Source organism: Streptomyces sp. NPDC005408, assembly GCF_040606445.1.
Classification (GTDB): Bacteria; Actinomycetota; Actinomycetes; order Streptomycetales; family Streptomycetaceae; genus Streptomyces.
Map to the genome: position 1 here is coordinate 201330 of NZ_JBEXEX010000008.1, position 23499 is coordinate 224828.

Annotated in this window: 26 protein-coding genes; 19 read left to right on the plus strand and 7 right to left on the minus strand. The window is 68.2% G+C overall.

The genetic code is table 11. The features are described 5' to 3' along the window. Window positions 1-11 precede the first annotated feature (11 nt). Window positions 12-518: an FBP domain-containing protein gene (locus ABZS64_RS11420; RefSeq protein WP_355826517.1), complete on the minus strand. Its 507-nt coding sequence runs from the start codon at window positions 516-518 to the stop codon at window positions 12-14. A 109-nt stretch (window positions 519-627) separates the two neighbouring features. Between ABZS64_RS11420 and ABZS64_RS11425 the strand changes: the two genes are divergently transcribed. Further along, window positions 628-933, plus strand: a complete 306-nt coding sequence (locus ABZS64_RS11425; RefSeq protein ID WP_355826520.1) for a 4a-hydroxytetrahydrobiopterin dehydratase — start codon at window positions 628-630, stop codon at window positions 931-933. A gap of 122 nt (window positions 934-1055) precedes the next feature. Here ABZS64_RS11425 and ABZS64_RS11430 read toward each other — a convergent pair whose 3' ends face one another. Together ABZS64_RS11430 and ABZS64_RS11435 are read right to left on the minus strand one after the other, a co-directional pair. Then, on the minus strand, window positions 1056-1517 hold the full coding sequence (locus ABZS64_RS11430) for a hypothetical protein (RefSeq protein WP_355826521.1): 462 nt from the start codon (window positions 1515-1517) through the stop codon (window positions 1056-1058). Then, on the minus strand, window positions 1514-2002 hold the full coding sequence (locus tag ABZS64_RS11435) for a hypothetical protein (protein WP_355826524.1): 489 nt from the start codon (window positions 2000-2002) through the stop codon (window positions 1514-1516). The genes ABZS64_RS11430 and ABZS64_RS11435 overlap by 4 nt, the downstream gene beginning before the upstream one ends. Window positions 2003-2041: 39 nt before the next feature. Between ABZS64_RS11435 and ABZS64_RS11440 the strand changes: the two genes are divergently transcribed. Beyond that, window positions 2042-2992: a YafY family protein gene (locus ABZS64_RS11440; RefSeq protein ID WP_355826527.1), complete on the plus strand. Its 951-nt coding sequence runs from the start codon at window positions 2042-2044 to the stop codon at window positions 2990-2992. A gap of 33 nt (window positions 2993-3025) precedes the next feature. Here ABZS64_RS11440 and ABZS64_RS11445 read toward each other — a convergent pair whose 3' ends face one another. After that, window positions 3026-3862 (minus strand): NAD(P)H-binding protein, encoded by an 837-nt coding sequence (locus tag ABZS64_RS11445; protein ID WP_355826529.1) that lies wholly within the window; start codon window positions 3860-3862, stop codon window positions 3026-3028. 103 nt (window positions 3863-3965) lie between these two features. Here ABZS64_RS11445 and ABZS64_RS11450 point away from each other — a divergent pair, with 103 nt between their 5' ends. Further along, window positions 3966-4928 carry an AraC family transcriptional regulator gene (locus ABZS64_RS11450; RefSeq protein ID WP_355826532.1) on the plus strand — a complete coding sequence of 321 codons (963 nt, stop codon included), beginning with the start codon at window positions 3966-3968 and terminating at the stop codon, window positions 4926-4928. Window positions 4929-4954: 26 nt separating this feature from the next. Continuing rightward, entirely contained in the window at window positions 4955-5818 is an 864-nt protein-coding gene (locus tag ABZS64_RS11455) for a class I SAM-dependent methyltransferase (protein WP_355826535.1), read from the plus strand. 1 nt (window position 5819) lies between these two features. Here ABZS64_RS11455 and ABZS64_RS11460 read toward each other — a convergent pair whose 3' ends face one another. Then, window positions 5820-6296, minus strand: coding sequence for an RICIN domain-containing protein (locus ABZS64_RS11460; RefSeq protein WP_355826538.1), 477 nt, complete (start codon window positions 6294-6296; stop codon window positions 5820-5822). On the opposite strand from ABZS64_RS11460, the gene ABZS64_RS11465 reads away from it, so the two are divergent. Continuing rightward, on the plus strand, window positions 6295-6777 hold the full coding sequence (locus tag ABZS64_RS11465; RefSeq protein WP_355826541.1) for a GNAT family protein: 483 nt from the start codon (window positions 6295-6297) through the stop codon (window positions 6775-6777). The genes ABZS64_RS11460 and ABZS64_RS11465 overlap by 2 nt on opposite strands. A 105-nt stretch (window positions 6778-6882) precedes the next feature. Here the strand turns inward: ABZS64_RS11465 and ABZS64_RS11470 are convergent, their stop codons facing one another. Then, window positions 6883-7725 carry an aldo/keto reductase gene (locus ABZS64_RS11470; protein ID WP_355826544.1) on the minus strand — a complete coding sequence of 281 codons (843 nt, stop codon included), beginning with the start codon at window positions 7723-7725 and terminating at the stop codon, window positions 6883-6885. Between the two features lie 272 nt (window positions 7726-7997). On the opposite strand from ABZS64_RS11470, the gene pqqA reads away from it, so the two are divergent. From pqqA to ABZS64_RS11530, 12 genes are read left to right on the plus strand one after another with little or no spacing between them, the layout of a single operon-like run. Then, a complete protein-coding gene (pqqA, locus tag ABZS64_RS11475; protein ID WP_355826548.1) occupies window positions 7998-8108 on the plus strand; it encodes a pyrroloquinoline quinone precursor peptide PqqA in 111 nt (36 codons plus the stop codon). Between the two features lie 11 nt (window positions 8109-8119). Continuing rightward, window positions 8120-9016 carry a pyrroloquinoline quinone biosynthesis protein PqqB gene (gene pqqB / locus ABZS64_RS11480; RefSeq protein ID WP_355826550.1) on the plus strand — a complete coding sequence of 299 codons (897 nt, stop codon included), beginning with the start codon at window positions 8120-8122 and terminating at the stop codon, window positions 9014-9016. Next, entirely contained in the window at window positions 9013-9738 is a 726-nt protein-coding gene (gene pqqC, locus ABZS64_RS11485; protein WP_355826552.1) for a pyrroloquinoline-quinone synthase PqqC, read from the plus strand. Before pqqB ends, pqqC begins: the two co-directional genes overlap by 4 nt. Continuing rightward, the gene (gene pqqD / locus ABZS64_RS11490) at window positions 9735-9995 is read left to right on the plus strand and encodes a pyrroloquinoline quinone biosynthesis peptide chaperone PqqD (protein WP_355826554.1); all 261 of its coding nucleotides are present in this window, start codon (window positions 9735-9737) and stop codon (window positions 9993-9995) included. Before pqqC ends, pqqD begins: the two co-directional genes overlap by 4 nt. Further along, the gene (gene pqqE / locus ABZS64_RS11495) at window positions 9992-11101 is read left to right on the plus strand and encodes a pyrroloquinoline quinone biosynthesis protein PqqE (RefSeq protein WP_355826556.1); all 1110 of its coding nucleotides are present in this window, start codon (window positions 9992-9994) and stop codon (window positions 11099-11101) included. Before pqqD ends, pqqE begins: the two co-directional genes overlap by 4 nt. Further along, a complete protein-coding gene (locus tag ABZS64_RS11500) occupies window positions 11098-12699 on the plus strand; it encodes a glycoside hydrolase family 88 protein (protein WP_355826558.1) in 1602 nt (533 codons plus the stop codon). Before pqqE ends, ABZS64_RS11500 begins: the two co-directional genes overlap by 4 nt. Next, entirely contained in the window at window positions 12696-13478 is a 783-nt protein-coding gene (locus ABZS64_RS11505; protein WP_355826560.1) for a Tat pathway signal sequence domain protein, read from the plus strand. The genes ABZS64_RS11500 and ABZS64_RS11505 overlap by 4 nt, the downstream gene beginning before the upstream one ends. Before the next feature lie 11 nt (window positions 13479-13489). After that, window positions 13490-15436 (plus strand): glycosyl hydrolase family 28 protein, encoded by a 1947-nt coding sequence (locus ABZS64_RS11510; RefSeq protein WP_355826562.1) that lies wholly within the window; start codon window positions 13490-13492, stop codon window positions 15434-15436. Further along, entirely contained in the window at window positions 15433-17607 is a 2175-nt protein-coding gene (locus tag ABZS64_RS11515) for a discoidin domain-containing protein (RefSeq protein ID WP_355826565.1), read from the plus strand. Before ABZS64_RS11510 ends, ABZS64_RS11515 begins: the two co-directional genes overlap by 4 nt. Continuing rightward, window positions 17604-19334: a CBM35 domain-containing protein gene (locus tag ABZS64_RS11520; RefSeq protein ID WP_355826568.1), complete on the plus strand. Its 1731-nt coding sequence runs from the start codon at window positions 17604-17606 to the stop codon at window positions 19332-19334. Before ABZS64_RS11515 ends, ABZS64_RS11520 begins: the two co-directional genes overlap by 4 nt. Window positions 19335-19339: 5 nt before the next feature. Continuing rightward, complete coding sequence (locus tag ABZS64_RS11525; protein ID WP_355826570.1) at window positions 19340-20365, plus strand: chitinase; 1026 nt, start codon at window positions 19340-19342, stop codon at window positions 20363-20365. A 51-nt stretch (window positions 20366-20416) separates the two neighbouring features. After that, complete coding sequence (locus tag ABZS64_RS11530; RefSeq protein WP_355826573.1) at window positions 20417-21508, plus strand: PQQ-dependent sugar dehydrogenase; 1092 nt, start codon at window positions 20417-20419, stop codon at window positions 21506-21508. Window positions 21509-21731: 223 nt separating this feature from the next. Here ABZS64_RS11530 and ABZS64_RS11535 read toward each other — a convergent pair whose 3' ends face one another. After that, a complete protein-coding gene (locus ABZS64_RS11535) occupies window positions 21732-22463 on the minus strand; it encodes an NAD(P)H-binding protein (protein WP_355826576.1) in 732 nt (243 codons plus the stop codon). Between the two features lie 158 nt (window positions 22464-22621). Between ABZS64_RS11535 and ABZS64_RS11540 the strand changes: the two genes are divergently transcribed. Both ABZS64_RS11540 and ABZS64_RS11545 read left to right on the plus strand, forming a co-directional pair. After that, window positions 22622-23098 carry an Rrf2 family transcriptional regulator gene (locus tag ABZS64_RS11540; RefSeq protein WP_355826611.1) on the plus strand — a complete coding sequence of 159 codons (477 nt, stop codon included), beginning with the start codon at window positions 22622-22624 and terminating at the stop codon, window positions 23096-23098. A gap of 54 nt (window positions 23099-23152) precedes the next feature. Then, window positions 23153-23499: IS5 family transposase (locus tag ABZS64_RS11545; RefSeq protein WP_355826579.1), on the plus strand; the 347-nt coding region annotated here is incomplete at its 3' end.

Sequence of the window (23499 nt, forward strand, 5' to 3'; positions counted from 1 at the left end):
GACCGGCGCCCTCAGCGCAGGCCCATCACCTTGTCGGCGAAGGCGGTCAGGTTGTCGACCGTGCGGGTGATCCGCTCGTCCAGCGTGAGGGTCTCCTCGTGCAGGCCGCCGCGCAGCTTCGGCTGCTTCCGTCCGCGGATGTACAGCGAGCAGGCGAGGTCGGCGCAGAGATACGTGCCCACGGTGTTGCCCTCCCGGCCCGCCGCGCCCGCCAGCGGTGCGGCGAAAAGAGTCACCCCGGACGACGCATGCCCCGTGAGGCAGGCCTGGCACATGCTGGACTTCATGGCGCTGGTCCGTCCGGTGGAAGGCACCCGAAGGGTGATGCCGACCGGACGGTCGTCTCGGGGGAGGACGACATGCGCCCGCAGGGGAGCGCCGGGATCGGTCCAGCCGAGGAAGTCGAGGTCGTCCCAGGGGAGTTCGGCGAAATCGGCGGGCAGCTTCAGCCGCGTGGCCTCGCCCTTCGTACAGTTCACGAAGGAGCCGCGTATCTGCTTTTCGGTCAGTGCTTCCACCGGTGGAACGTACACAGAGCGCCTTCGAGCGGGCATCCCATTTATGGTGGCCGAAGTCGCCGCCGCTTCCAGAGCCCATGCCGAGCCGTTTTCCGAAGGGATCCTGGTCATGCCCACAGAGCCGCTGTCGCAGAAGGAGATCGAGGACCGGTTGCGGGAGCTCCCCGGCTGGTCCCAGGAGGGCGACCGCATCGCCCGCTCGTACCGCCTCTCCGCGCATTTCGCGGCCACCGCGATGGTTGTGCACATCGCACAGATCCAGGACGAGCTGAACCACCACTCGGACCTCACGCTCGGCTACAACACCGTTGCCCTGTCGGTGAACAGTCATGACGCGGGCGGCGCGGTCACGGAGAAGGACTTCGAGCTCGCCCAGCGGGTGGAACAGATCGCCGCGGGCCACGGCGCGAGCTGACGGGCCCGGGCCGGGCGGCCCCGGCCAGGCCCCACCCGGGGGGCGGCACCGCCCGGCCCCGCTCCCCGGGTGGCCCGGACCGGCGGCCCCGCCCGGCCCCCAGCCCCGCCTCGCTGAGGCGGCTACCCGCGGCGGGCCAATTCCATCACCCAGTTCGTCAGCCACGTCTTCTCGCCGTCGACCGAGAACGCCTGCTCCCACTTCGCCGTCGCGCTGGTGATGTCCGACCAGAGGAAGCGGACCCGCACATCCTTGCCCTGGTATGTGTCGTCGCCGTAGAACACCCCGCGTCCGTCCGGCCCGAACCCGCCCACCACCGGCGGGTCCAGCACGCCCCTGCGGTCGTTCGACCAGTTCAGCGACCACTCGTCCCGTTCGACGTCGTACAGCCTCAGGGTCAGCCCCTTGAAGCCCATCGTCGGGAACTCGATCTCGTCGAAGTTCGCCCCGCCGTCGAAGTGGCGCGACGCACGGCTCACGGCCGTGAACTCCTCCCACCCGCTCGTCTCGTCCAGGAAGTCCTTGAGGCGGCGGTTGGCCACCACCCACTCGCCCTGGTGGAAGTCGAAGTCGGTCTTGCTCATGAGCGGTCTCCTGTCGTGCCGTCGGGCAGCGAGTCGGCGAGATAGGCGTCGAGATCCGGGCGGTCGGGCACGAGCATGTGCCGCACCCACGCGTCGCGTTCGTGCAGGATCGGCGGCAGTTCCCATACGCAGCCGATCCACGGCCGGTCGGCCCTGTCGATCCGTACGAAATGGGCCGGGTCGCGGTCCGGGCAGTCCAGCACCGGCTGTCCCGCGGCCGCCCCGCCGAAGTGCAGGACGTTGTCCCACACCCAGCTGTACGCGTTGAGGTACGCGCCGTCGTCCCCTCCCCTGTGGAGGACGACGAACGCGGCCGGCGGTGTGCCGTCCGGCTCCGGCAGGAGCTCGGGGAGCATCGCGTACGCGGCCTTCTCGACCGCGGGCTCGATCCCTCCCGGGTCCCCCGTGACGTGGTACCGCTTGATGCGGCGGCCGCCCGCCTCGATCGGTGGCAGCGCCCACAGCAGCTTCTCGGTGAAGGTCATGGCAGGACGCTAAGCCCGCTTCACTGACATCCTGTGTCAGTGAAGTCCAGCCGTCTCGTCTCGATCCTCCTTCTGCTCCAGACCCGGGGGAGGATGACCGCCGCCCAGCTCGCGCAGGAGCTGGAGGTCTCCGTGCGCACCGTCTACCGCGACGTCGATGCGCTGCACACAGCCGGTGTGCCGCTGTACGGGGACGCGGGCCACGCCGGCGGCTACCAGCTGCTCGCGGGCTACCGCACCCGGCTGACCGGCCTGTCCGCCGGGGAGGCCGAGGCGCTGTTCCTCTCCGGGATCCCGGGACCGGCCGCCGAACTCGGGCTCGGCTCGGCGCTGGCCGCGGCCCAGCTCAAGCTGCGCGCGGCGCTCCCGGCCGAGCTGCGCTCCCAGGCCGACCGGATGCGGTCCCGCTTCCATCTGGACGCGCCCGGCTGGTACGCGTCCGACGACGAGGTGCCGTATCTGACGGCGGTCGCGGACGCGGTGTGGCACAGCCGGGTGCTCGACATCCGCTACCGCCGCTGGAAGGAGCCCACCGATGTGGACCGCCGCCTCGAGCCGTACGGCCTGGTGCTGAAGGCGGGCCGCTGGTATGTCGTCGCCGCGCCCGGCCCGCGTACGTACCGCGTCGACCAGATCCTTGAACTCGCCGTGGGTGAGGGGGAGTTCGAGCCGCCAACGGACTTCGATCTGGCCGCGTACTGGCAGCGCTACCAGGCCGACTTCCACGCCAGGCTGTACGGCGGCGATGCGCTCGTCCGCCTCTCGCCCGCCGCTGCGGCCCGGCTGACGGGAGCGGCCGCCCGGGCCCTGGCCGACACCGGCACGGACGAGCCGGACGGCTGGACGCGGGCGCTGCTCCCGATCGAGTCCGTCGACCACGCCCATGGGGAATTCCTGGCCATGGGCGCGGAGATCGAGGTCCTGGGCCCGCCCGAACTCCGCGCCCGGATCGCCGCGACCGCCCGCGCGCTGGCCGAGCGGTACGCCTGAAACGCGGCCCCGTCGGCACGACCCCGGCGCCGGTCAGTCGCGCCACGCGCCCGTACCCGCCGCGTCCTGTGCGAAGTCCGCGAAGTCCCTCGGCGCGCGTCCGAGCACATCCCGCACCCCGTTCGTCAGCGCGGCGTTGTGACCGTCGAGCAGCATCGTGAACAGCGCCGACAGCCACTCCGAGTCCGGTCCCGGGAAGCCGTACTGCTGGAGCATCTCCGCGTACTCCTCGCCCGACAGGGGGACATACCGCACCTCGCGGCCCGAAGCCCGGCCGATCTCCGCCGCCACGTCGCCGAAGGTGAGCAGCCGCGGACCCGTCAGCTCGTGGACCAGTCCCACATGACCGTCTTCCGTAAGCGCCGCGACCACCACGTCCGCCAGGTCGTCCGCGTCGATGAAGGGTTCGGCGGTCTCGCCCGCGGGGAAGGGGATTTCCCCGGTGAGCACCCCTTCGTACATGGCGCCCTCGCTGAAGTTCTGGGCGAAGAAGCTGGCCCGTACGACCGTCAGGTCCAGGCCCGATTCCCGCAGCGCGCCCTCGGCCACCACCGCTTCCGGCTCTCCGCGGCCGGAGAGCAGCACCAGACGCCCCACTCCGCTCTCGGCCGCCACCCGCCCGAAGGACCGCATCGACTCGGGCGCGCCCGGAGCCGCGAGGTCCGGGTAGTAGGCGACGTACGCCGCGTCCGCGCCCCGCAGCGCCGGACCCCAGGTCGACTCGTCCTCCCAGTCGAAGACGACCGATCCCTTGCGCGATCCGGCCCGCACCGTCACGCCGTGCGCCGCGAGCCGCTCCGCGACCCGTCGGCCGGTCTTGCCCGTGGCCGCTGTCACCAACACCGTTTCCTGCTTCAGGTTCTGTGTCATGACTCAAGGTTCGCGGGACCGGTCTGGACTCTCCATGCTCCAAAGACTCAACGCCATATGCGTACGTCTACGTCCGTACGTCCGTACGTCTACGCTGAAGGCCATGGACGCTCTCGCCGGACTTCTGGACGGACCGCGCGCCAGGGGAGCCTTTCTGCTGCGGATGGTGATGGAGCCGCCGTGGTCCATCCGTATCGAGGACCGCGCCCCGCTCTCCCTGCTGTGCATGACCGCGGGCGAGGCCTGGATCGTGCCCGACGACGGTGACCCGGTGCTGCTGTGTCCCGGCGACGTCGCGATCGCCCGCGGCCCGGGTCTGTACACCACGGCCGACGAGGCCACCCGCGAACCGACGGCCCTGATCGGTCCCGGCGGCACCTGTCACACCCTCCAGGGCGAACCGCTCGCGCAGTCCATGCACTTGGGCGTACGCAGCTGGGGCAACGACCCCGAAGGCTCGGCCACCATGCTGGTCGGGACGTACCAGATGAAGGGCGAGGTCAGTGCGCGGCTGCTCGACGCGCTGCCCGAGCTGCTCCATCTGCCCGCCGACATCTGGGACTGCCCGCTGATGCCGGTGCTCGACGACGAGATCTCCCGGGACGAGCCGGGCCAGAGCGTGGTGCTCGACCGGATCCTGGACCTGGTGCTGATCGCCGTGGTGCGGGCCTGGTTCTCACGCCCGGACGCCGAGGCGCCCGCCTGGTATCTGGCCATGGGCGACCCGGTGGTGGGCCGGGCGCTGCGGCTGCTGCAGGACGATCCCGCGCACCCATGGACGGTCGCTTCGCTGGCCGCCAAGTGCGGGGTCTCCAGGGCCGGGCTCGCGCGCCGCTTCAACGATCTGGTGGGGGAGCCCCCGATGGCGTATCTCACGGGCTGGCGGCTCGCGCTCGCCGCGGATCTGCTGCGCGACACGGACGCGACGGTCGAGGCGGTGGCCAGAAAGGTCGGCTACAGCGGCTCGTTCGCGCTGAGCGCCGCCTTCAAACGCGTACGCGGCATCAGCCCGCAGGAACACCGCACCGGTGCCGGTTTGCCGGAACGGCAACAAGACTCGCCATGACGGCACATCGGAGCGACGCTGTGCCCATGAGCCATCACCATGACACGACGCACATCGACTGGGACGAGATGGGCGCGCTGCTCGAGCGCAACGCGCAGTTCCAAGGCCCCCTGTACGAGCAGGCCGCGGCCTGGCTCGGTGAATTGCTGCCGGCGGCCGGGGTCCGGCGGATCCTGGACATCGGCAGCGGACCGGGAGCGCTGACCCTGCTCCTCGCCAAGGCGTTCCCGGGCGCGGAAGTGGTGGCCGTTGACGCCACCGAGCCGCTTCTCGCCCGGGCCCGGGACCGCGCCGACCGTGCCGGGCTCGGTGACCGCGTCCGTACGCACCATGCCGAACTCCCCGACGGCATCGACAAGTTGGGCGAGGCCGATCTGATCTGGGCGGGCAATTCGCTGCACCACATCGGCGACCAGCGCGCCGCGCTCGGCGGCTTCGCCCGGCTGTTGCGCCCCGGCGGGCTGATCGCGCTGGCGGAGGGCGGGCTGCCCGCGCGTCATCTGCCGCGCGACATCGGCATCGGCCGGCCGGGTCTGGAGAGCAGGCTGGAGGCGGCCGCGGGCGAGTGGTTCATCGAGATGCGGGCCGAGCTGCCCGGGGCGAAGGACGAGGTCGAGGACTGGCGGGCGCTGCTCGCCGCCGCGGGACTCACGCCGAGCGGGACGCGTTCCTTCCTGCTGGACATCCCCGCGCCGGTCCCCGAGGCCGTACGCGAACACGGGGTGGCCGAGTTCGGCTGGCAGCGCAAGATGCTGGACGGGCGGCTGGCGGCGGACGATGTCGCCGTGCTCGACCGGCTGCTGGACCCCGAGGACCCGCAGGGCCTGCTCCACCGCCCGGACACGTACCTGCTCACCGCGCGCACGGTGCACACCGCACGCCGGGACTGATTCAGGAACAGGGCTCCAGCCGCCACCACTGGCCGGGGGAGTCGGTGTCCTCCCATTGACGGACATTCGCTCCGTCGTCCGTGCTGCCGCTCTCGACCTCCAGCAGCAGACCGCTGATGAAGCTGACGATCGTGACGGTGCCCGGCGCGTCCAGGTGCTGCTCGATGATCCACTCCTGGGCGCCGAAGTTGTTGGCCCTCCACTGCTGGATGTTGGCGCCGTTCTCGGTGGAGGCGTTGGCGACGTCCAGCCGCTTTCCGCTGGCGGCGTTCACAAAGTGGTAGAGCCCGCTTCCGTTGGGAACAGGGTCGATCTGCCACTGCTGGGCCTGGGCCCCGCTCTCCTTGCCCTGCTGGAAGAGAATCCGGCCGATGACGCCAGCGCCTACGAAGCCGACGACCGACTTCTCGAACAAGCCTGTCCTGACCGGCGAGAAGGTGGTTCTGCGCCCCTTCTCCGCGGAGGACGCGGAGCCCATGGCCGCGATCATCGAGGACCCGGAAGTCCGCAAGTACACCGGGGCGATACATGCCGTCTTCGATGAGCAGCAGCTACGCACGGTGTACGCAGCACGTGCGCATCAGGCCGACCGGCTGGACCTGGCCGTCATCGACAAGGACAGCGGCGAGCTCGTGGGTGAAGCCGTCCTCTACGAGTGGGACGAGCACAATCGCAGCTGCACCTTCCGCACCCTGCTCGGCCCGCAGGGACGTGGCCGCGGCCTCGGTACCGAGGCGACGCGGTTGATGGTCGGACACGGCTTCGAGCAGCTGCGGCTGCACCGCATCTCGCTCTACGTCTTCACCTTCAACCCCCGGGCCCAGCGCGTCTACGAGAAGGTCGGCTTCGTCGCCGAGGGCATCGAGCGCGAAACGCTGCTGCAGGAAGGGGAGTGGGTCGATGCCGTGCGCATGTCCCTCCTGGACCGCGAGTGGGCCGCGCTGCACGGCCGCGCGTAACTCGCCACGTAACCCTGAAGCATGCCAAAGGGCCTGTTCCCGGCCGCTGTTCAGCAGCAGGGAGCAGGCCCTTTGCGTCGATCCGGGACGCGTCAATCCTGGACGTCAGTTCCAGTCGAAGCCGTCCGGGTCGGGCCCCAGCCGCTTGCCCTCGTCCAGGGCCGCGATCGCCTGCATGTCCTCGTCGTCCAGCTCGAAGCCGAACACATCGAAGTTCTCGGCGATACGTGACGGAGTCACCGACTTGGGAATGACCACATTCCCGGTCTGCAGGTGCCAGCGCAGCACGACCTGGGCCGGCGTCCTGCCGTGCTTCTGTGCAATCGCGACGACCGTCGGGACCTCCAGGAGGCCCTTGCCCTGGCCCAGCGGGGACCACGCCTCGGTCCTGATCCCGTGCTCGGCGTGGAAGGCGCGCAGCTCCGACTGCTGGAGCTGGGGGTGCAGCTCGATCTGGTTGACGGCCGGGACGACGCCGGACTCCTCGATGATGCGAGTGAGCTGCGGCGCCTTGAAGTTGGAGACGCCGACGGCCTTCGCGCGGCCGCTCTGCTCGATCTCGGTGAACGTCTTCCAGATCGTGCTGTAGTCGTCGCGCACGGCACGCGGCCAGTGGATCAGGTAAAGGTCGAGGTAGTCGAGGCCGAGCTTTTTCAGCGAGGCGTCGAACTCTTGCAGAACGCTGTCACGGGTCCAGGTCTCGGACGCGCTGTTCCACAGCTTCGTGGTGATGAAGAGGTCCTCGCGGGCGATCCCGGAGGCGGCGAGGGCACGGCCCGTGCCCTCTTCGTTCTCGTAGATGGCCGCGGTGTCGATGCTGCGGTAGCCGACTTCGAGAGCCGTGCCGACCGCCTCAGCCGCCTCGTCGTCCGGCACCTGCCAGACACCGAAGCCCAGCTGCGGCATCTCGACGCCATTGTTCAGGGTGAGGGAGGGGACCTTGCTCACGAGCGGTCGATCCTTACGTCGTCGGTTGGGACTCCTATGGTCAACGATCACCCCGGTGGACGCATTCCCGACCCTGAAGTTGGCCTGATACAGCTCCGACCTTATCGGTCCGGACCATTGACCGCGTCTCATCAAGACGCAACTCTATGGCACATAACTGAACGCCGGACACTCATGTGAACGGATGTTCAGTCCTGCTCCACCATGTGTCACCGGGTAATCGCTCCTGAATCACTCCTGACCCCCACATCTCAGGAAGGCAGGTACGGCTCATGCAGGACAGCAAGGAAACATCGGAGGAAACGGTCAACTGGCAGACCCCCGAGTACATGGTCGTCGAGACCGCACTCGAGGTCACCGCCTACGCCCTCACCGACCGGTAGACCCCGCCGCCATGCTGCTGCAGGTGCTCGGCACCGCGGCGGGCGGCGGACTGCCCCAGTGGAACTGCGCGTGTCCCGGCTGCGCCGGGGCACGCGCACACCCGCACCGGCGCCGCCGGCACGCCTCACTCGCCCTGTGCGCGGACGAGGGCCGCTGGTTTCTCGTCAACGCCACCCCCGACATCGGCGACCAGATCGAGGACAGCCACGCACTGCGGCCGGGGCCGGAGCCGCGCGAATCGCCCGTGGCCGGAGTGATCCTCACCGACGCCGAACTCGACCACACCCTCGGAATCGCCCGGCTGCGCGAGGCCGACGGATTCGACATCCTCGCCACCCGTCCGGTACGGGGCGCACTGCTCGGACGACTACGGCTCGGTGAAGTGCTCGCCCCGTACACCCGTATCGAATGGCGGGAGTTGGGCCGCGAGGCGGAACCGCTGACCAAGAGTGGCACCGTTGAAATAGGTGTCGTACCCGTCTCGGCCAAACGGCCGCGCTATGCCGTCGGCACCGGGGAGGACGAGCGCACCTGGGTGGTCGCCCTGCGGCTGCGCGAGACCACGACCGGCCGCAGCCTGCTCTACGCCCCCGCCCTCGCCCGCTGGAGCGACGACTTCCAGCAGGCGGTCGAGGAAGCCGACCTGGTCATCGTCGACGGCACCTTCTGGGACGACGAAGAGCCGGTACGCACCGGAATCTCCACCAAAACCGCGACCGGAATGGGTCATCTGCCGATCGCGGGGCCCAACGGCACCGCGCGACGCCTCAGCGGGCTGCGCGCCCGCTGCCTCTACACGCACCTCAACAACACCAACCCCCTCGCAGACCCGGACGCCCCGCAGCACGCGCTGCTCGGGGAATGGGGACTCGAGGTCGCCGCCGACCGAATGGTGATCGAGCTGTGAGCACAGTCGTTCTGCCCGCAACGGGCGCCGGTGAGCTGTGGAGCCCCGAGGAGTTCACGGCGCGGCTGCGCGCCGTACCCGCCGAGCGCTACCACGACCGCCACCCCTTCAACGTACGCATGCACGAAGGCGCCCTGCGACCGGACGAGTTGCGCCGCTGGATACTCAACCGCTTCCACTACCAGCGCCACATACCCGTCAAGGACGCGCTCATCCTCGCCAAGTTCGACGACTCGTCGCTGCGCCGCTCCTGGCTGCGCCGGATCCAGGACCACGACGGACTGGTGGAAGGCGAAGGGGGCATCGAGCGCTGGCTGCGGCTCGGCGAAGCCGCCGGGATCGACCGCAAGCGGCTTCAGTCGGGCGCTGAAGTGCTCCCGGGCGTACGGCTCGCGGTCGACGGTTACGTCAACTTCTGCCGGCTGCGCTCCCCGCTCGAAGCCGTCGCCGCATCACTCACCGAACTCGCCGCGCCCACCATCATGCGCACCCGTATCGACGCCTTCGAACGCCACTACCGGTGGATCAAGGCCGACGGACTCATCTACTTCCGCAACCGCATCGGGCAGGGCAGCCGCGACAGCGAGGAAGCCCTCGCGCTCGTCCTCGCATGGGCGCAGAGCAGGAAGGAACAGGAGGCTGCCGTCGCCGCCCTCCGCTTCAAATGCGATGTCCTCTGGTCGCTGCTGGATGCCGTGGACGGTGCGGGGGAGCGGCCATGACCGACATATGGAAACCGGTGCTCTCACGGTCGGTGGTGTTCCGGCACGACCGGGTGCGCGGCGCCGACCTGCTCGTACTGCCCGAACGGGTGGTCGTGCTCCAGGGCAACGCCGGATCCATCGTGCGGCTCTGCGACGGCGCCCGTGACGTGGACGCGATCGTGGCCGAGCTCGCCGAACAGCACCCGGGTGCGCCCGTGGCCGAGGAAGTGCCGGTGTTCCTGGGGCGGTTGCGCAAGGAGGGCTGGCTGAAATGACGGACCCGATACGCGTCGACGCAGACCCGCCGTGGGCGCTGCTCGCCGAACTCAGTCACGGTTGTCCGCTGCACTGCGCCTACTGCTCCAACCCCGTCGAACTGGTCGGTCGGTCAAAGGAGTTGACCACTGGTCAATGGGCCGATGTGTTCCGTCAGGCCGCTGACCTGGGCGTCGTACAGAGCCATCTGTCCGGCGGTGAACCCCTGCTGCGCCGCGATCTCACCGAGATCGTCGCGGCGGCGGACGGCGCGGGCATCCACACCCAACTGGTGACCAGCGGAGTCGGACTGCACGAGAAGCGGCTCGCGGCCCTCGCGGCGGCCGGACTGCGGAGTGTCCAGCTCTCCGTCCAGCACGCCGACCCGGTCGCCTCCGAACTCATCGCGGGAGCACGGTCCTTCGCTGCCAAGGAGCGCGCGGCGCGGCTCGTACGCGAGGCAGATCTGCCCCTCGGCCTCAATGTCGTACTCCACCGCGCCAATCTCGACGCGCTCGACGACCTCGTCGAACTCGGCCTGGCCTGGGGTGCGGAGCGGATCGAGCTCGCCAACGCCCAGTTCTACGGCTGGGCCCTGCACAACCGGCACGCTCTTCTGCCCGACCGCGAGCAGATCGCCGCTGCCCGCGCCGGTGTCGAGCGGTGGCGGGAACGGCTCGCGGGCCGGATGGACCTCGTCTGGGTCGTGCCGGACTACGTCGACGGCACCGCCAAGCCCTGCATGGGCGGCTGGGGCGCGGTCTCGCTCACCGTGGCACCCGACGGCACGGCCTACCCCTGCCCGGCGGCCGCGTCCCTGCCCGGCCTCGACGCCCCCAACGTCAAGGACCACTCACTGGAGTGGATCTGGCGCGATTCGAAGACCTTCAACATCTACCGCGGTGAGGAGTGGATGCAGGATCCGTGCCGCAGCTGCGAGCTGCGCACCAAGGACTTCGGCGGCTGCCGCTGCCAGGCGTACGCCCTGACCGGCGACGCCACCCGCACGGACCCGGCCTGCCATCTCTCGCCGGACCACGCGCTCGTACGCGATCTCGTCGACCGCCCGCGCATCCCCCAGCCGGTGGCCGCACCCGCGTACGCCTACCGCAAGGAAGGACCATGAAGCGACTAACGACTCTGCTGCTCGCGGCCGCTCTCGCCGGCAGCACCCTGTCCGCCGTGCCCGCGGCCGCTCGGCCACTGTCCCGGCCCGCGCCTGAAGCCCTGCCCGAAGCCCCGGCCGCGCCCGTACGGTACGAGGCCGAGGACGCCGTCATCCACGAGGGCGCCGTGGAGAGCAACCACACCGGATTCACCGGATCCGGATTCGTCAACTACGCCAACGCGGCCGGGAGCCATGTCGAGTTCACCGTGGACTCCGCAGCGGCCGGGAGCACCACACTGGCTCTGAGGTTCGCCAACGGGACGACGGCGAACCGCCCGCTCGACATCACCGTGAACGGCCAACTCGTCGCCGACGACCTGGCCTTCGGCTCCACCGGCAGCTGGACCGGCTGGCAGTCCAAGAACGTCACCGCCGCACTGAAGGCCGGAGCCAACACCGTACGGCTCACTTCCGCCACCGCGGCAGGCGGCCCCAACCTCGACTCGCTCACCGTCGGCGAAGGCTCCTCCGCCCCGGACTGGTCCGTCGGGATGGTCGAGTCCACGATGGCCCGCTACTCACCGAGCGCCATCGGCGGCTGGTCCTATCCCGTGGGGCTGTATCTCTACGGCCAGTACCTCGTCTATCAGCGCACCCAGGACGCCCGCTATCTCGCCTACATCAAGAGCTATGTCGACCGCTTCGTCGACAGCGGCGGAAACATCGGGCAGAGCTTCAACAATCTCGACAGCATGCAGGCAGGACGCCTGCTGAACATCCTCCACCACGAGACGGGCCAGGCGCGCTACCAGAAAGCCGCCAAGAAGATCCGGGACCGCCTCAACACCTATCCGCGTACCTCCGAAGGCGGATTCTGGCACTCGACATCGGATTCCCGGCGCAGCCAGCTCTGGGCCGACGGCGTCTACATGGTGAACCCCTTCCTCGTCGAATACGGAAAGGAATTCGGCGACTCCGCGTACACCAGCAATGAGGCGAGCAAGCAACTCGCCGTCTACGGCAGCCACTTGCAGGTCGCGAACGGGCTGCTCAAGCACGCCTGGGACGAGTCGCGCGACGCGAGCTGGTCCGATCCGCAGACAGGGCTCGCACCCGAGCACTGGTGCCGCGCCATCGGCTGGTACTCCATGGCGATCGTCAACGTCCTGGATGCCGTACCGGCCGACCATCCGCGCCGTGGGCAGCTGCTGAGCCTGCTGCAGAAGCTCGCCGCGGGCATCGAGAAATACCAGGACCCGGCCACCGGCCGCTGGTTCCAGGTCGTCGACAAGGGCTCGCACAGCGACAATTGGACCGAGACCTCCTGCTCCAGCATGTTCACCTTCGCCCTTTCCCGCTCGGTGCAGCAGGGATATGTCGACGCGCACTTCGCACAGGTGGCACAGCGCGGCTATCAGGGCGTGCTGGGAAAGATCTCGACCGGCGGCGACGGCCGAACCAATCTCACCGACATCTCCATCGGAACGAATGTCGGGAACTACAGCTACTACATCAAGCGCGACCGGAAGACTAATGACTTCCACGGTCTCGGCGCCTTTCTCATCATGAACGAACAACTCCGGGCGACCAACTCCCTTCGAGGTGAAGGAAAATGACCGCATCCCGCAGAGCCGTACTCGGCGCAGCCCTCGGCGGCGCCGTCGCCGCAGGACTGCCCGCCGTCGCGGCCGCGACGAGCGCCGCCACCTGGCAGCTGCGCTGGTCGCCCTCCGCGAGCAGCGACAAGCTCAAGGCCTTCGAGACCATCGAGGACGACCGGGCGGACTCCCACCCGGCCGGTGCCCCGCACATCTTCGCCGAGGGCGACAACTTCCGGTTCAACATGCACACGGTGGACCGGGACACCAGCACCGACCGCCAGCGCCATGAGGTCACCGGCTGCCGCAACGGCAGCTCCTACCTCCAGTGGAAGTCCGGCCAGACCTGGCGGGTCACGTACTCCATGTTCATCCCCAGCACGTTGAAGGCGACCACCAGCTTCACACACATCATGCAGATGAAGCAGCCCGGCGCGGGATCGTCGCCGATCGTCGTGCAGTCGCTGCGACGCGTCAACGGCGTGCAGACCATCGAGCTCAAGGTCATCGCGGGCGACGTCCTCGTCGGCCGTACGAACCTGGAGCCGCTGCACAACAAGTGGACCGACGTCGACTTCCAGATCAAGATCGGCAACGGTACGTCGGGCTCCGTCCGCTGGATCCTCAAGAGCGGCGGCACCACCGTGATCGACAAGTCGAAGTCGGGCGTCGACACCTTCCTCGCGGACCGGGTGCGCCCCAAGTGGGGCATCTACCGCTCCCTGGGCGACAGTTCGGGCTCGCTGCAGAACTGCCACATGCTCCTCACCAATATGCGCGGCTACCAGCTCGTCTGAGGAGGACGACCATGAAGAGCTTACGGAGAACCGCCGCCATCGCCTTACTGGGCTTCGCGGTCGCGCTGGGCATCGCCCAGCCGCCGGCCGGGGCCGAGCCGCCCGCAAAACTCCCGCTTGCTGCCCCCGCGGCGGCGGCACCCGCACCCGCTGCCGCCGAGTTCAACGTCCGTGACTACGGCGCGGTCGGCAATGGCTCCACCAACGACACCGCCGCCATCAACAAGGCCATCACGGCCGCCAATACGGCGGGCGGCGGAATCGTCCGCTTCCCCTCGGGGACGTACGAGTCCAAGAACACGATCAAGATGAAGAGCAATGTCACCCTGCAGCTGGACGCGGGGTCGACGATCAGCGGCAACGCGGCGGACACCTATGACCCGCCCGAGTCGAACCAGTGGGACAACTACCAGGACTACGGCCACAGCCACTTCCACAACGCCATGATCTACGGCGACAACCTCAGCAACATCGGCTTCACGGGCTCAGGCGTCATCGACGGTGATGGCGCGCTGATCACCGGCAACCCGAAGTCGGGCGAGGCCGACAAGATCATCTCGCTGACGCGCTGCAAGAACCTCACCCTCAGCGGGATCACCCTGCGCGAGGGCGGCCACTTCGCGGCCCTCCTCAACAACTGCGACAACGTCGTGTCCGACCGCCTCACCATCGACACGGCGATGGACCGCGACGGCTGGAACATCATCTCCACCACCAACGTCAAGATCACCAATGCCCATCTGGAGGCGAACGACGACGCGCTCGCCTTCAAGAGCGACTACGCGCTCGGCGCCAAGCTCAACAACGGGCATGTCACCGTCACCGACTCCTATCTCTCCGCCGGCTGCTGCAACGCCCTGATGTTCGGCTCCGAGACCTGCGGCGACTTCACCGACTACACCTTCGAGCGCATCACCATCAAGGGCTCGGACAAGTCCGGCCTCGGTCTGGTCTCGATGGACGGCGCCAAGATCTCCGACGTCCACTACAAGGACATCACCATGACCGACGTCCGCTCGCCGATCATGCAGAAGGTCGGTACGAGAAAACGGTGCGGGAACAACCCCGGCGTCGGCTCCATCAGCAACATCACGTACACCAACATCAAGGCGAACGGCACCACCCCGTCCTTCTCGCCGACCATCTGGGGCGAGACCGGCGGCCGCATCCACGACATCACCTTCAACAACGTCGACATCACCGTGCCCGGCGGCAACGGCACCATGTCCACCAACCCGCCGAGCAACGACCCCAAGGACTACAACCCCAAGGCCATCGGCACTCGTCCCGCCTACGGCTGGTACATCCGCAACGCCGACAACGTCCGCTTCACCGACAGCGAGGTGCGCTTCGCCGCCAATGACGGCAGGCCCGCCGTCATCGCCAACAACAGCACCGGCATCCGCTTCGACCGCTTCACCGCCCAGCGCGGCAGCAGCAGCCCCTCGGACCTTCTCTTCCAGACGGTCAACGGCTACTGCGTCGCGAACAGCGCCAACACCGGCGGCGGTGCGCTGCGCGTCAGCCAGACCGGCTCCAGTCAGAACTGCGACGGCGGCGGCCCCACGCCGCCCACCCGGTACGAGGCCGAGAACGCCACGTACTCCACGGGATCGACCGTCGACTCAGACCACACCGGCTATTCCGGCTCGGGCTTCGTCAACACGCCCAACGCCGTTGGCGCTTATGTGGAGTGGGCAGTGAACGCCACCGAGGCGGGCAGTGTCGACCTCGCCATCGCGTACGCCAACGGCAGCACCACCGCACGCCCGCTGGACATCACCGTCAACGGGGTCACCGTCGCCGCCGCGTCCCCCTTCGCCGGCACCGGCGCCTGGACCACCTGGCGCACGGTCACCCTGCCCGTCGCCCTCAAGGCCGGGGCCAACACCGTCCGCGCCACCGCCACCACCGCGAACGGCGCACCCAACCTCGACTATCTGGATGGCCCCGAATGACCAGACGCCTCTTGGCGCGGCTGGTGCTGGTGGGCGCGCTGCTCCTCGGCGCGCTCACCCTGCAGGGCCCCGCCCGCGCCGATCTGGAACACCCGCGCCAGGACTTCCTGCGCTCCTCCGTCGGCGGTCTCTTCCTGCACTGGGGTCAGCGGACCGCCCCCTCCCACAACAGCTGCAGCCAGTGGGAGTCCGATGTCACCGGTGGCGGCTGGACCCCCGACTACTGGGTGCAGGAGGCGCAGAAGCTGCACACCCAGTACCTCGTGCTCGCCACCTTCCACAGCCGCCTCGGCTACGCACGCCCCTGGCCGTCCAAGATCCCCGGAAGCTGCAGTACGAAGCGTGACTTCCTCGGCGAGCTGATCACGGCCGCCAAGGCCAAGGGCCTCAAGACCATCCTCTATATGACCGACGACCCCCAGTGGCACAACGAGGGCGGCCATGAGTGGCTCGACTCGGCTGCGTACTCGAAGTACAAGGGCCGCACGGTCGATCTGACCGGCCGCGACGGCTTCGGGGAGTTCAGCTACGACAACTTCTTCGAGGTCATGGACCGCTATCCGGACCTCGGCGGCTTCTGGATCGACAACGACAACGCGTACTGGGAGAGCCACAACCTCTACGCGCAGGTGTACCAGAAGCGCCCGAACTACACGATCAGCAACAACAACGAAGACACGCCGATCATGGACATGATCAGCAATGAGCAGAAGACCGGGATGAGCCCGTCGTACGACTACCCCCAGGCGGTCTACACGGCGGGGCCCCGCCTCACGGAAGCCGACTTCAAGCTCCCCTCCACCGGTTCCTGGTGGTACACCGGCTCCGATCCCTCCGTCGACCGCAAGCTCACCCTCGGCCGGCTCATCACCAACGCCGGATCCTCGGTGAAGGCGCTGATGGCCGAGACCGCCATGGTCAACGGCAAACTCCCGGGCAACCAGGTCGCGTTCAACAACTTCACCAAGGGTTATCTCGACGCCATCGCAGAATCGCTGCACGGCACCGAGGGTGGCGGCTATATGCACGGCGGGCTCGCGCCCGGGTTCTGGAACGACGGCGCCCACGGCGTCACGACCGTCAGCAGGGATCCCGACAAGCACTACATCCACGTGCTGACCCCGCCCTCCACCTCCACCCTGCGGCTGCGCGACAACGGCTACCGGGTGACGGGCGTGACCAACCTCCGTACCGGCGCGGCCATTTCGTACAGCCAGAACGGAGGCACGCTCAGCCTCACCGGGCTCGGCGCCTGGGACCCGTACGACACCGTGTTCAAGGTGACCACCGGCGGGCGCGAAGGGATCATCCCCGCCTCCTCGTACACGATGAGCGCAAGCGCGTCGGCGAGCGGGCACGGAGCCGCGGCCGCCGCGGACGGCGACTACCGCACCTACTGGGACAGCAACAAGACCACGCCCGTCTCGCTCCGTTTCGACCTCGGATCGGCCAAGCGGGTGCAGTATCTCGGCGTCAACCAGCGTGAGGACTCGGTGAGTTACGCACGCTCCGGCACCGAACAGTCTGCCCGGATCAGGGACTACCGGGTGTACGTCAGCAGCGACGGCACCAACTGGGGGACCCCGGTCAAGACCGGCACCCTGCCCAGCCGCCGAGGGGTCGCCGTCATCGACATCCCCTCGACCACCACCCGCCATGTCCGCCTCGAAGTGGTCAACACCCATGCTGCATCGAGCGACTCGACCCGCTACAAGCGGCTGCGGATCGACGAGTCGTGGATCGGGACCGCTTATGCGGCGGGCGGCGGCACCACGCCGACGCCGAACCGCTACGAGGCCGAGGACGCCGCCTACTCAGTGGGCGCGACGGTCGACTCCGACCACACCGGCTTCACGGGCACCGGCTTCGTCAACACGCCCAATGCGGCCGGCGCGTACGTGGAGTGGACGGTCCAGTCGGCGACCGCACGCAGCGCATCGATCGCGATCCGGTACGCGAACGGCACCGCCGCGGGCCGTCCGCTGGACGTCTCCGTCAACGGCACGGTTCTCTCCGCGAACCGGGCCTTCGACGGCACCGGCGCCTGGACCACCTGGGCCGATTCGACCCTGACCGTCCCGCTCACCGCCGGAGCCAACTCCGTACGCGTCACCGCCACCTCAGCGAACGGCGCACCCAATCTCGACCATCTCGATGTGGAGGCGCCATGAGACACCGGCTCAGAGGGCTGCTCATTGCGGCCCTCGCGATACCCCTGGCGATAGCGGGGCTCACCGTCCCACGCCACGAGGCCGCGGCCTCCGACAACGGCCTGTCCATCCGGCCCGCGATGGGCTGGTCCAGCTGGAGCTTCGTACGCCGCTGGCCCACCGAGGCCAAGCTCAAGGCGCAGGCGGACGCCCTGGTCAGCAGCGGACTCAAGGACCACGGCTACGTCTACATCAACCTCGACGACTTCTACCAGAAGTGCGACGCCAACGGCTTCACCGTCGACCAGTACGGCCGCTGGGCAGTCGACGAGGCGAAATTCCCCTCCGGCATCAAGGGGCTCGCCGACTACATCCACTCCAAGGGGCTGAAGTTCGGCTTCTACGTCACCCCCGGCATCGCCAAGAACGCCGTCACCAAGAACACGCCGGTCGAAGGGACCTCGTACCACGCGAAGGACATCGCGGACACGTCCAAGACGGAGAAGAACTACAACTGCAAGAACATGTACTACATCGACTACAGCAAGCCCGGCTCCCAGGAATTCGTGAACTCCTGGGCCCGCCAGTTCGCTTCCTGGGGAGTCGACTATCTCAAGATCGACGGCGTCGGCAGCCATGACATCCCCGACGTCCGCGCTTGGGACAAGGCCCTGCGCGCATCGGGCCGCCCCATCAACTACGCACTCTCCAACAACCTCGCCATCGCCGACGCCCCAACCTGGCGACAGCTCGCCAACAGCTGGCGGACCCAGGGCGATGTCGAGTGCTACTGCGGCCCCGGGCCCAACGGCAGCGGCTTCCCGCTCACCACGTGGGACAAGGTGACCGCCCGCTTCACCTCCGCCGCGAACTGGCAGCAGTACGCGGGCCCCGGCGGCTGGAACGACCTGGACTCGCTGGAGATCGGCAACGGCGACCAGGTCGGCCTCAACGCCGATCAGCGGCGCTCCCACATGACACTGTGGGCGATGGCCGCGTCCCCGCTGCTGCTCGGCACCGACCTCACCGCGCTCAACGCCACCGACAAGGCGATGCTGACGAACGACCGGGTGATCGCGGTCAACCAGGACGGCGTCGCCGCCAAGCGGATCGTCAACTCCAGTCCCAAACAGGTCTGGAGCAAGCGCGAGTCCAATGGCGACTACATCGTCGCTCTCTTCAACACCGGCACCTCCGGCAACCAGACCGTCAGCGTGAACTGGTCCCAGGTCGGCTTCTCCGGCGCCGCGGCCGTCACCGACCTATGGTCCGGCCAGAGCGGCGGCACGGTCAGCGGCTCGTACAGCGTCACGCTGAGGCCGGGGGAGACCCGGCTTATCCGGGCCACCCCGCAGTCGGGCACCACCGCGCGCTACGAGGCCGAGAACGCCTCGTACAGCACGGGATCGACCGTCGACACCGACCACGGCGGCTTCAGCGGCACGGGCTTCGTCAACACGCCCAACGCCGCTGGCGCGTATGTCGAGTGGACGGTCGAATCGGCGACCGCCCGGGATGCCGCACTGAGCATCCGCTACGCCAACGGCACCACGGCCGGCCGGCCCATGGACGTCTCCGTCAACGGCGCCGTCGTCTCGGCGGGCCGGGCCTTCAACGGCACCGGCGCCTGGACCACCTGGGCCGATTCCACCCTCAGCGTCCCGCTCAAGGCGGGTTCGAACACCGTACGCGTCACCGCCACCACAGCGAACGGCGCACCCAACATCGACTACCTCGACAGGGGATAACAGACGTGCGACCCCCCACCACACGGCTCCGTAACTCCGCGATCGGCGCGGCAGTCATCGGACTGCTGGGCTCACTGGCGCTGGCGGCGTTCCCCGCCGAAGGCGCGGTCCCGGAGGCACCGCAGGCCGTGGCTCCCAAAGCCTCGGGCGCGCTGGCCGCGGCACCGTACGAATATCTCGGCTGGGGAAGTCCCCAGAAGCCGACCGATGTCATGGCGGCGACCGGCGTGAAGTGGTTCACGCTCGCCTTCATCCTGTCCGACGGCGGCTGCAATCCGAAGTGGGACGGCAGCCGCGCGCTCAAGGGCGGCTCCGACGAGAACGCCATCAAGTCCATACGGGCGGCGGGCGGCGACATCGTCGTCTCCGTCGGCGGCTGGAGCGGCGCGAAGCTCGGCGAGAAGTGCTCCAGCGCCACCGCGCTCGCCGGGGCGTACCAGAAGGTGATCGACGCGTACAAGCTCAAGGCCTTCGACATCGACATCGAGAACACCGAGTTCGGCAATGCGACCGTGCGCCAGCGTGTCGTGGACGCGCTGAAGATCGTCGAGCAGAAGAATCCCGGCATCGTCACCTACGTCACCATGGGCACCACGCCCAGCGGCCCGGACGCCACCGGCAAGGACCTGATCAAGCGCGGCGCCAAGGCGGGACTGGCCGCCGACGCCTGGGTGATCATGCCCTTCGACTTCGGCGGCCACAGCGGCAGCATGGGCCAGGCCTCCGTCAGCGCACTCGAAGGACTCAAGGGCGCCGTCAAGAGTGCATACGCATACAGCGACTCCGTCGCGTACCAGCACATCGGCGTCTCGTCGATGAACGGCAAGACCGACGAGGCCGGAGAGACCGTTACGCAGAACGACTTCAAGACGATCCTCGCCTACGCCCAGCAGCACCACATCGCGCGCTACGCCTTCTGGTCCGTCAACCGCGACCGCAGCTGCAGTTCGGGCGGCGACGCGGACGCGTGCAGTGGTGTCTCGCAGTCCCCCTACGCGTACACCAAGATCGTCGCCCAGTACGGCGGCTGACACCCCGTCGGCAGAACACCCCTCACCCCCCATCCCCCCACGGAGGAACACATGCGACGCAGGAACTTGGTCGGCACGGCGGCTGTGATGGGCGCGGCAGCGCTCGTCGCAGGGCTCGTCCAGTCGGCGGACGCCGGCGAACCGGCGGCCGCCGCAGTGAAGGGCGCCCCGACCGGCATCACCACCATCTCCACCGGCTGGACGATCCCCTGGGGCACGTACTGGATGCCCGACAGCTCCACCGCACTGGTCACCGAGCGCAACTCGTTCAAGGTCTTCAAGGTGACGCCGTCCGGCGCGAAGACCCAGGTCGGCTCCGTCCCCAACTCCCAGACCACGGGCGGCGAAGGCGGACTGATGGGCGTCGCCGTCGACCCCGACTGGTCGTCGAACCACTATGTGTACTTCATGCACACCTCGTCGGACGGTAACCGCATCGCCCGCATGACGTACGACGGGTCCACGCTGAAGGACTACAAGGCCCTGGTCCAAGGGATCAAGAAGAACAAGTTCCACAACGGCGGACGGCTGGCCTTCGGCCCCGACGGCTATCTGTACGCCTCCACCGGTGACGCCCAGACCGGCTCCAACGCCCAGGACAAGAACTCCCTCAACGGCAAGATCCTCCGGATGACGAAGGACGGCAAGGCGGCGCCGGGCAACCCGTTCAACAACCTCGTCTTCAGCCTGGGCCACCGCAATCCGCAGGGCATCGCCTTCGACGCCCAGGGGCGGCTGTGGGAGGCCGAGCTCGGCCAGAGCTCCAAGGACGAGCTCAACCTCATCAAGGCGGGCAAGAACTACGGCTGGCCGACCTGCGAGGGCAACTGTTCCGAAGCCGGGATGACCAACCCCAAGAAGGCCTGGGGAGTTGCTGAAGCCTCGCCCAGCGGCATCGCGATCGTCGACGGCTCGGTCTACATGGCGGCGCTGCGCGGCGAACGGCTGTGGCAGATCCCGATCAACGCCGACAACGAGAACGTCGGCACGGCGAAGGCGCACTACGTCGGCACCTACGGACGGCTGCGCTCGGTCACCAAGGTGCCCGGCTCGAACCAGCTGTGGCTCTCGACGACGAACGCGGACGGGAACGGGGGTGAGCCGGCAGGAGCGGACAAGATCTTCCGGGTGAACATCGGCTAGGGACTTGTCCGGGCGGTCATGCGACTGCCCGGTGTCCGGGTCGGTGGTGCGGGCATGGGGCCCTCCCTAAGGCAGGGAGGGCCATCTCCAACACTGACTGCGAGTAGTGGTCAGGGCTTTGTGACCGTGCACTTCCAACAGGAGGGGTGCCGGGGTCGCCGGGAGGAGACTCCACGTGAATGGTCATGACCTCGGCTCCCCTCGGGGATGTGAGAGGGACCGTTCAGGAGAGCCAGTCGGTGTAGTGGGTGGGGGCGATGCGGACGTCGTTCGGGGCGGTGAGGACGTCACCGTCGACGGCGGCGAACATGCCGGCGCTGTCGTCGGTGACGACAGACCGCCCGTCGCTCTTGGCCGTGAGGGTGAGCCGGCCGAGTTCGTCGAGGGGATAGACGTCAGGGCCCGCGATGTTGAGGACGCCGTTCAGGGGGGTGCCCGCGGCTGCTTCGGCGACAAAGCGGGCAACATCTGCGGCAGCGATCGGCTGGATTGGCGTGCGTGGCAGACGGACGGTGTCACCGTCAGTGGTCCAGGACATCGCTGCGTCCATGAACTCCATGAACTGCGTGGCGCGGACGATGGAGTACGGGACGGGCCCGGCCTTGAGGATGTCCTCCTGGAGTGCCTTCGCCCGGTAGTAATCGAGGTCCGGAACTTGGTCCACTCCGACGATGGAGAGGATGACGAAGTGCCCGACTCCCCCCTTCTCACTCGCGGCAAGAAGGTTGTCCATCGAGGTCTGGAAGAAGGCGAGCGAGGCGTCGTCGAAGGTCGGGGAATTCGTCAGATTGATGACGACGTCTGCGCCCGCTACGGCCGCCTCCAGACCCTGGCCAGTGATGACGTCCACGCCCGTGGACGGGGAGTGCGGTACGGCCTGATGGCCGGCCGTGTTCAGGTTCTTCACGACCTGCGACCCGATCCGTCCAGTTCCACCGATGACTGCGAACTTCATGATCTAGCCTTCCTTCGACGACATTGCCCGATACACGGCTTATGCGGCCTTGATCGCACTCTACGTGCATTCATACTCGGATACTCTCTATCCGAGATAATACTCGGACATCGCGTGTCCGAGTCAATAGCGCCCGCGGGTAGGGTGAAGGGGTGAAGATGTCTGGTGGCGTGGAGTGGGCTCTGCACTGCTGCGTCGTGCTGACCTCGGTGGAGGAGCCGGTGCCGGCAGCGCGGCTTGCGCAACTGCACGACGTCCCACCCACGTATCTCGCCAAGCAGCTCCAAGCCCTCTCGCGCGCCGGGCTTGTGCAAGCGGTGCAGGGAAAGTCGGGCGGCTACGTCCTGACCCGATCTCCCGCGTTGATCACAGTGCTTGAGGTCGTCGAAGCAGTCGACGGGCCCGGCCCGGCGTTCGTGTGCACGGAGATCCGCCAGCGGGGCCCAATGGCGACCCCGCCCGAGTCCTGCACTGCGCCGTGTGCGATCGCCCGTGCCATGGCCTCTGCCGAGTCGGCGTGGAGGAAGGCTCTGCGGTCCGTCACCATCGCCGACCTGGCCAACGACGTCGAATCCGACTCCGGGGACGGCGCCCTTGCCGGCATCAGCGCCTGGCTGAGTGCACCCGGCGCCTAGGCGCTGTTTCTCGGATCTCCTGACGTGAGTGGGGTGTTGGGGCAGGCTGGCGGTATGGGCCGTGGGGATCTGACGAATGCGGAGTGGGATCGGCTGGAGTCGTTCTTACCTCGTGGTGGTGCGCGTGGGGGTCGGTGGAGTGATCACCGGCGGGTGATCAACGGGGTGCTGTACCGGGTACGGACTGGTGTGCAGTGGCGGGATCTGCCGGAGCGGTTCGGGCCGTGGGAAACGGTCTATAAACGTCATCGCCGCTGGTCAGCGGATGGAACGTGGGAGATGCTGCTGTCGAAAGTCCAGGCCGCCGAGGATGCCGCGGGCCGGATCGACTGGGACGTGTCGGTGGACTCAACAGCGGTGCGGGCCCACCAACATGCCGCCGGCGCGAGGAAAGCTCCCCC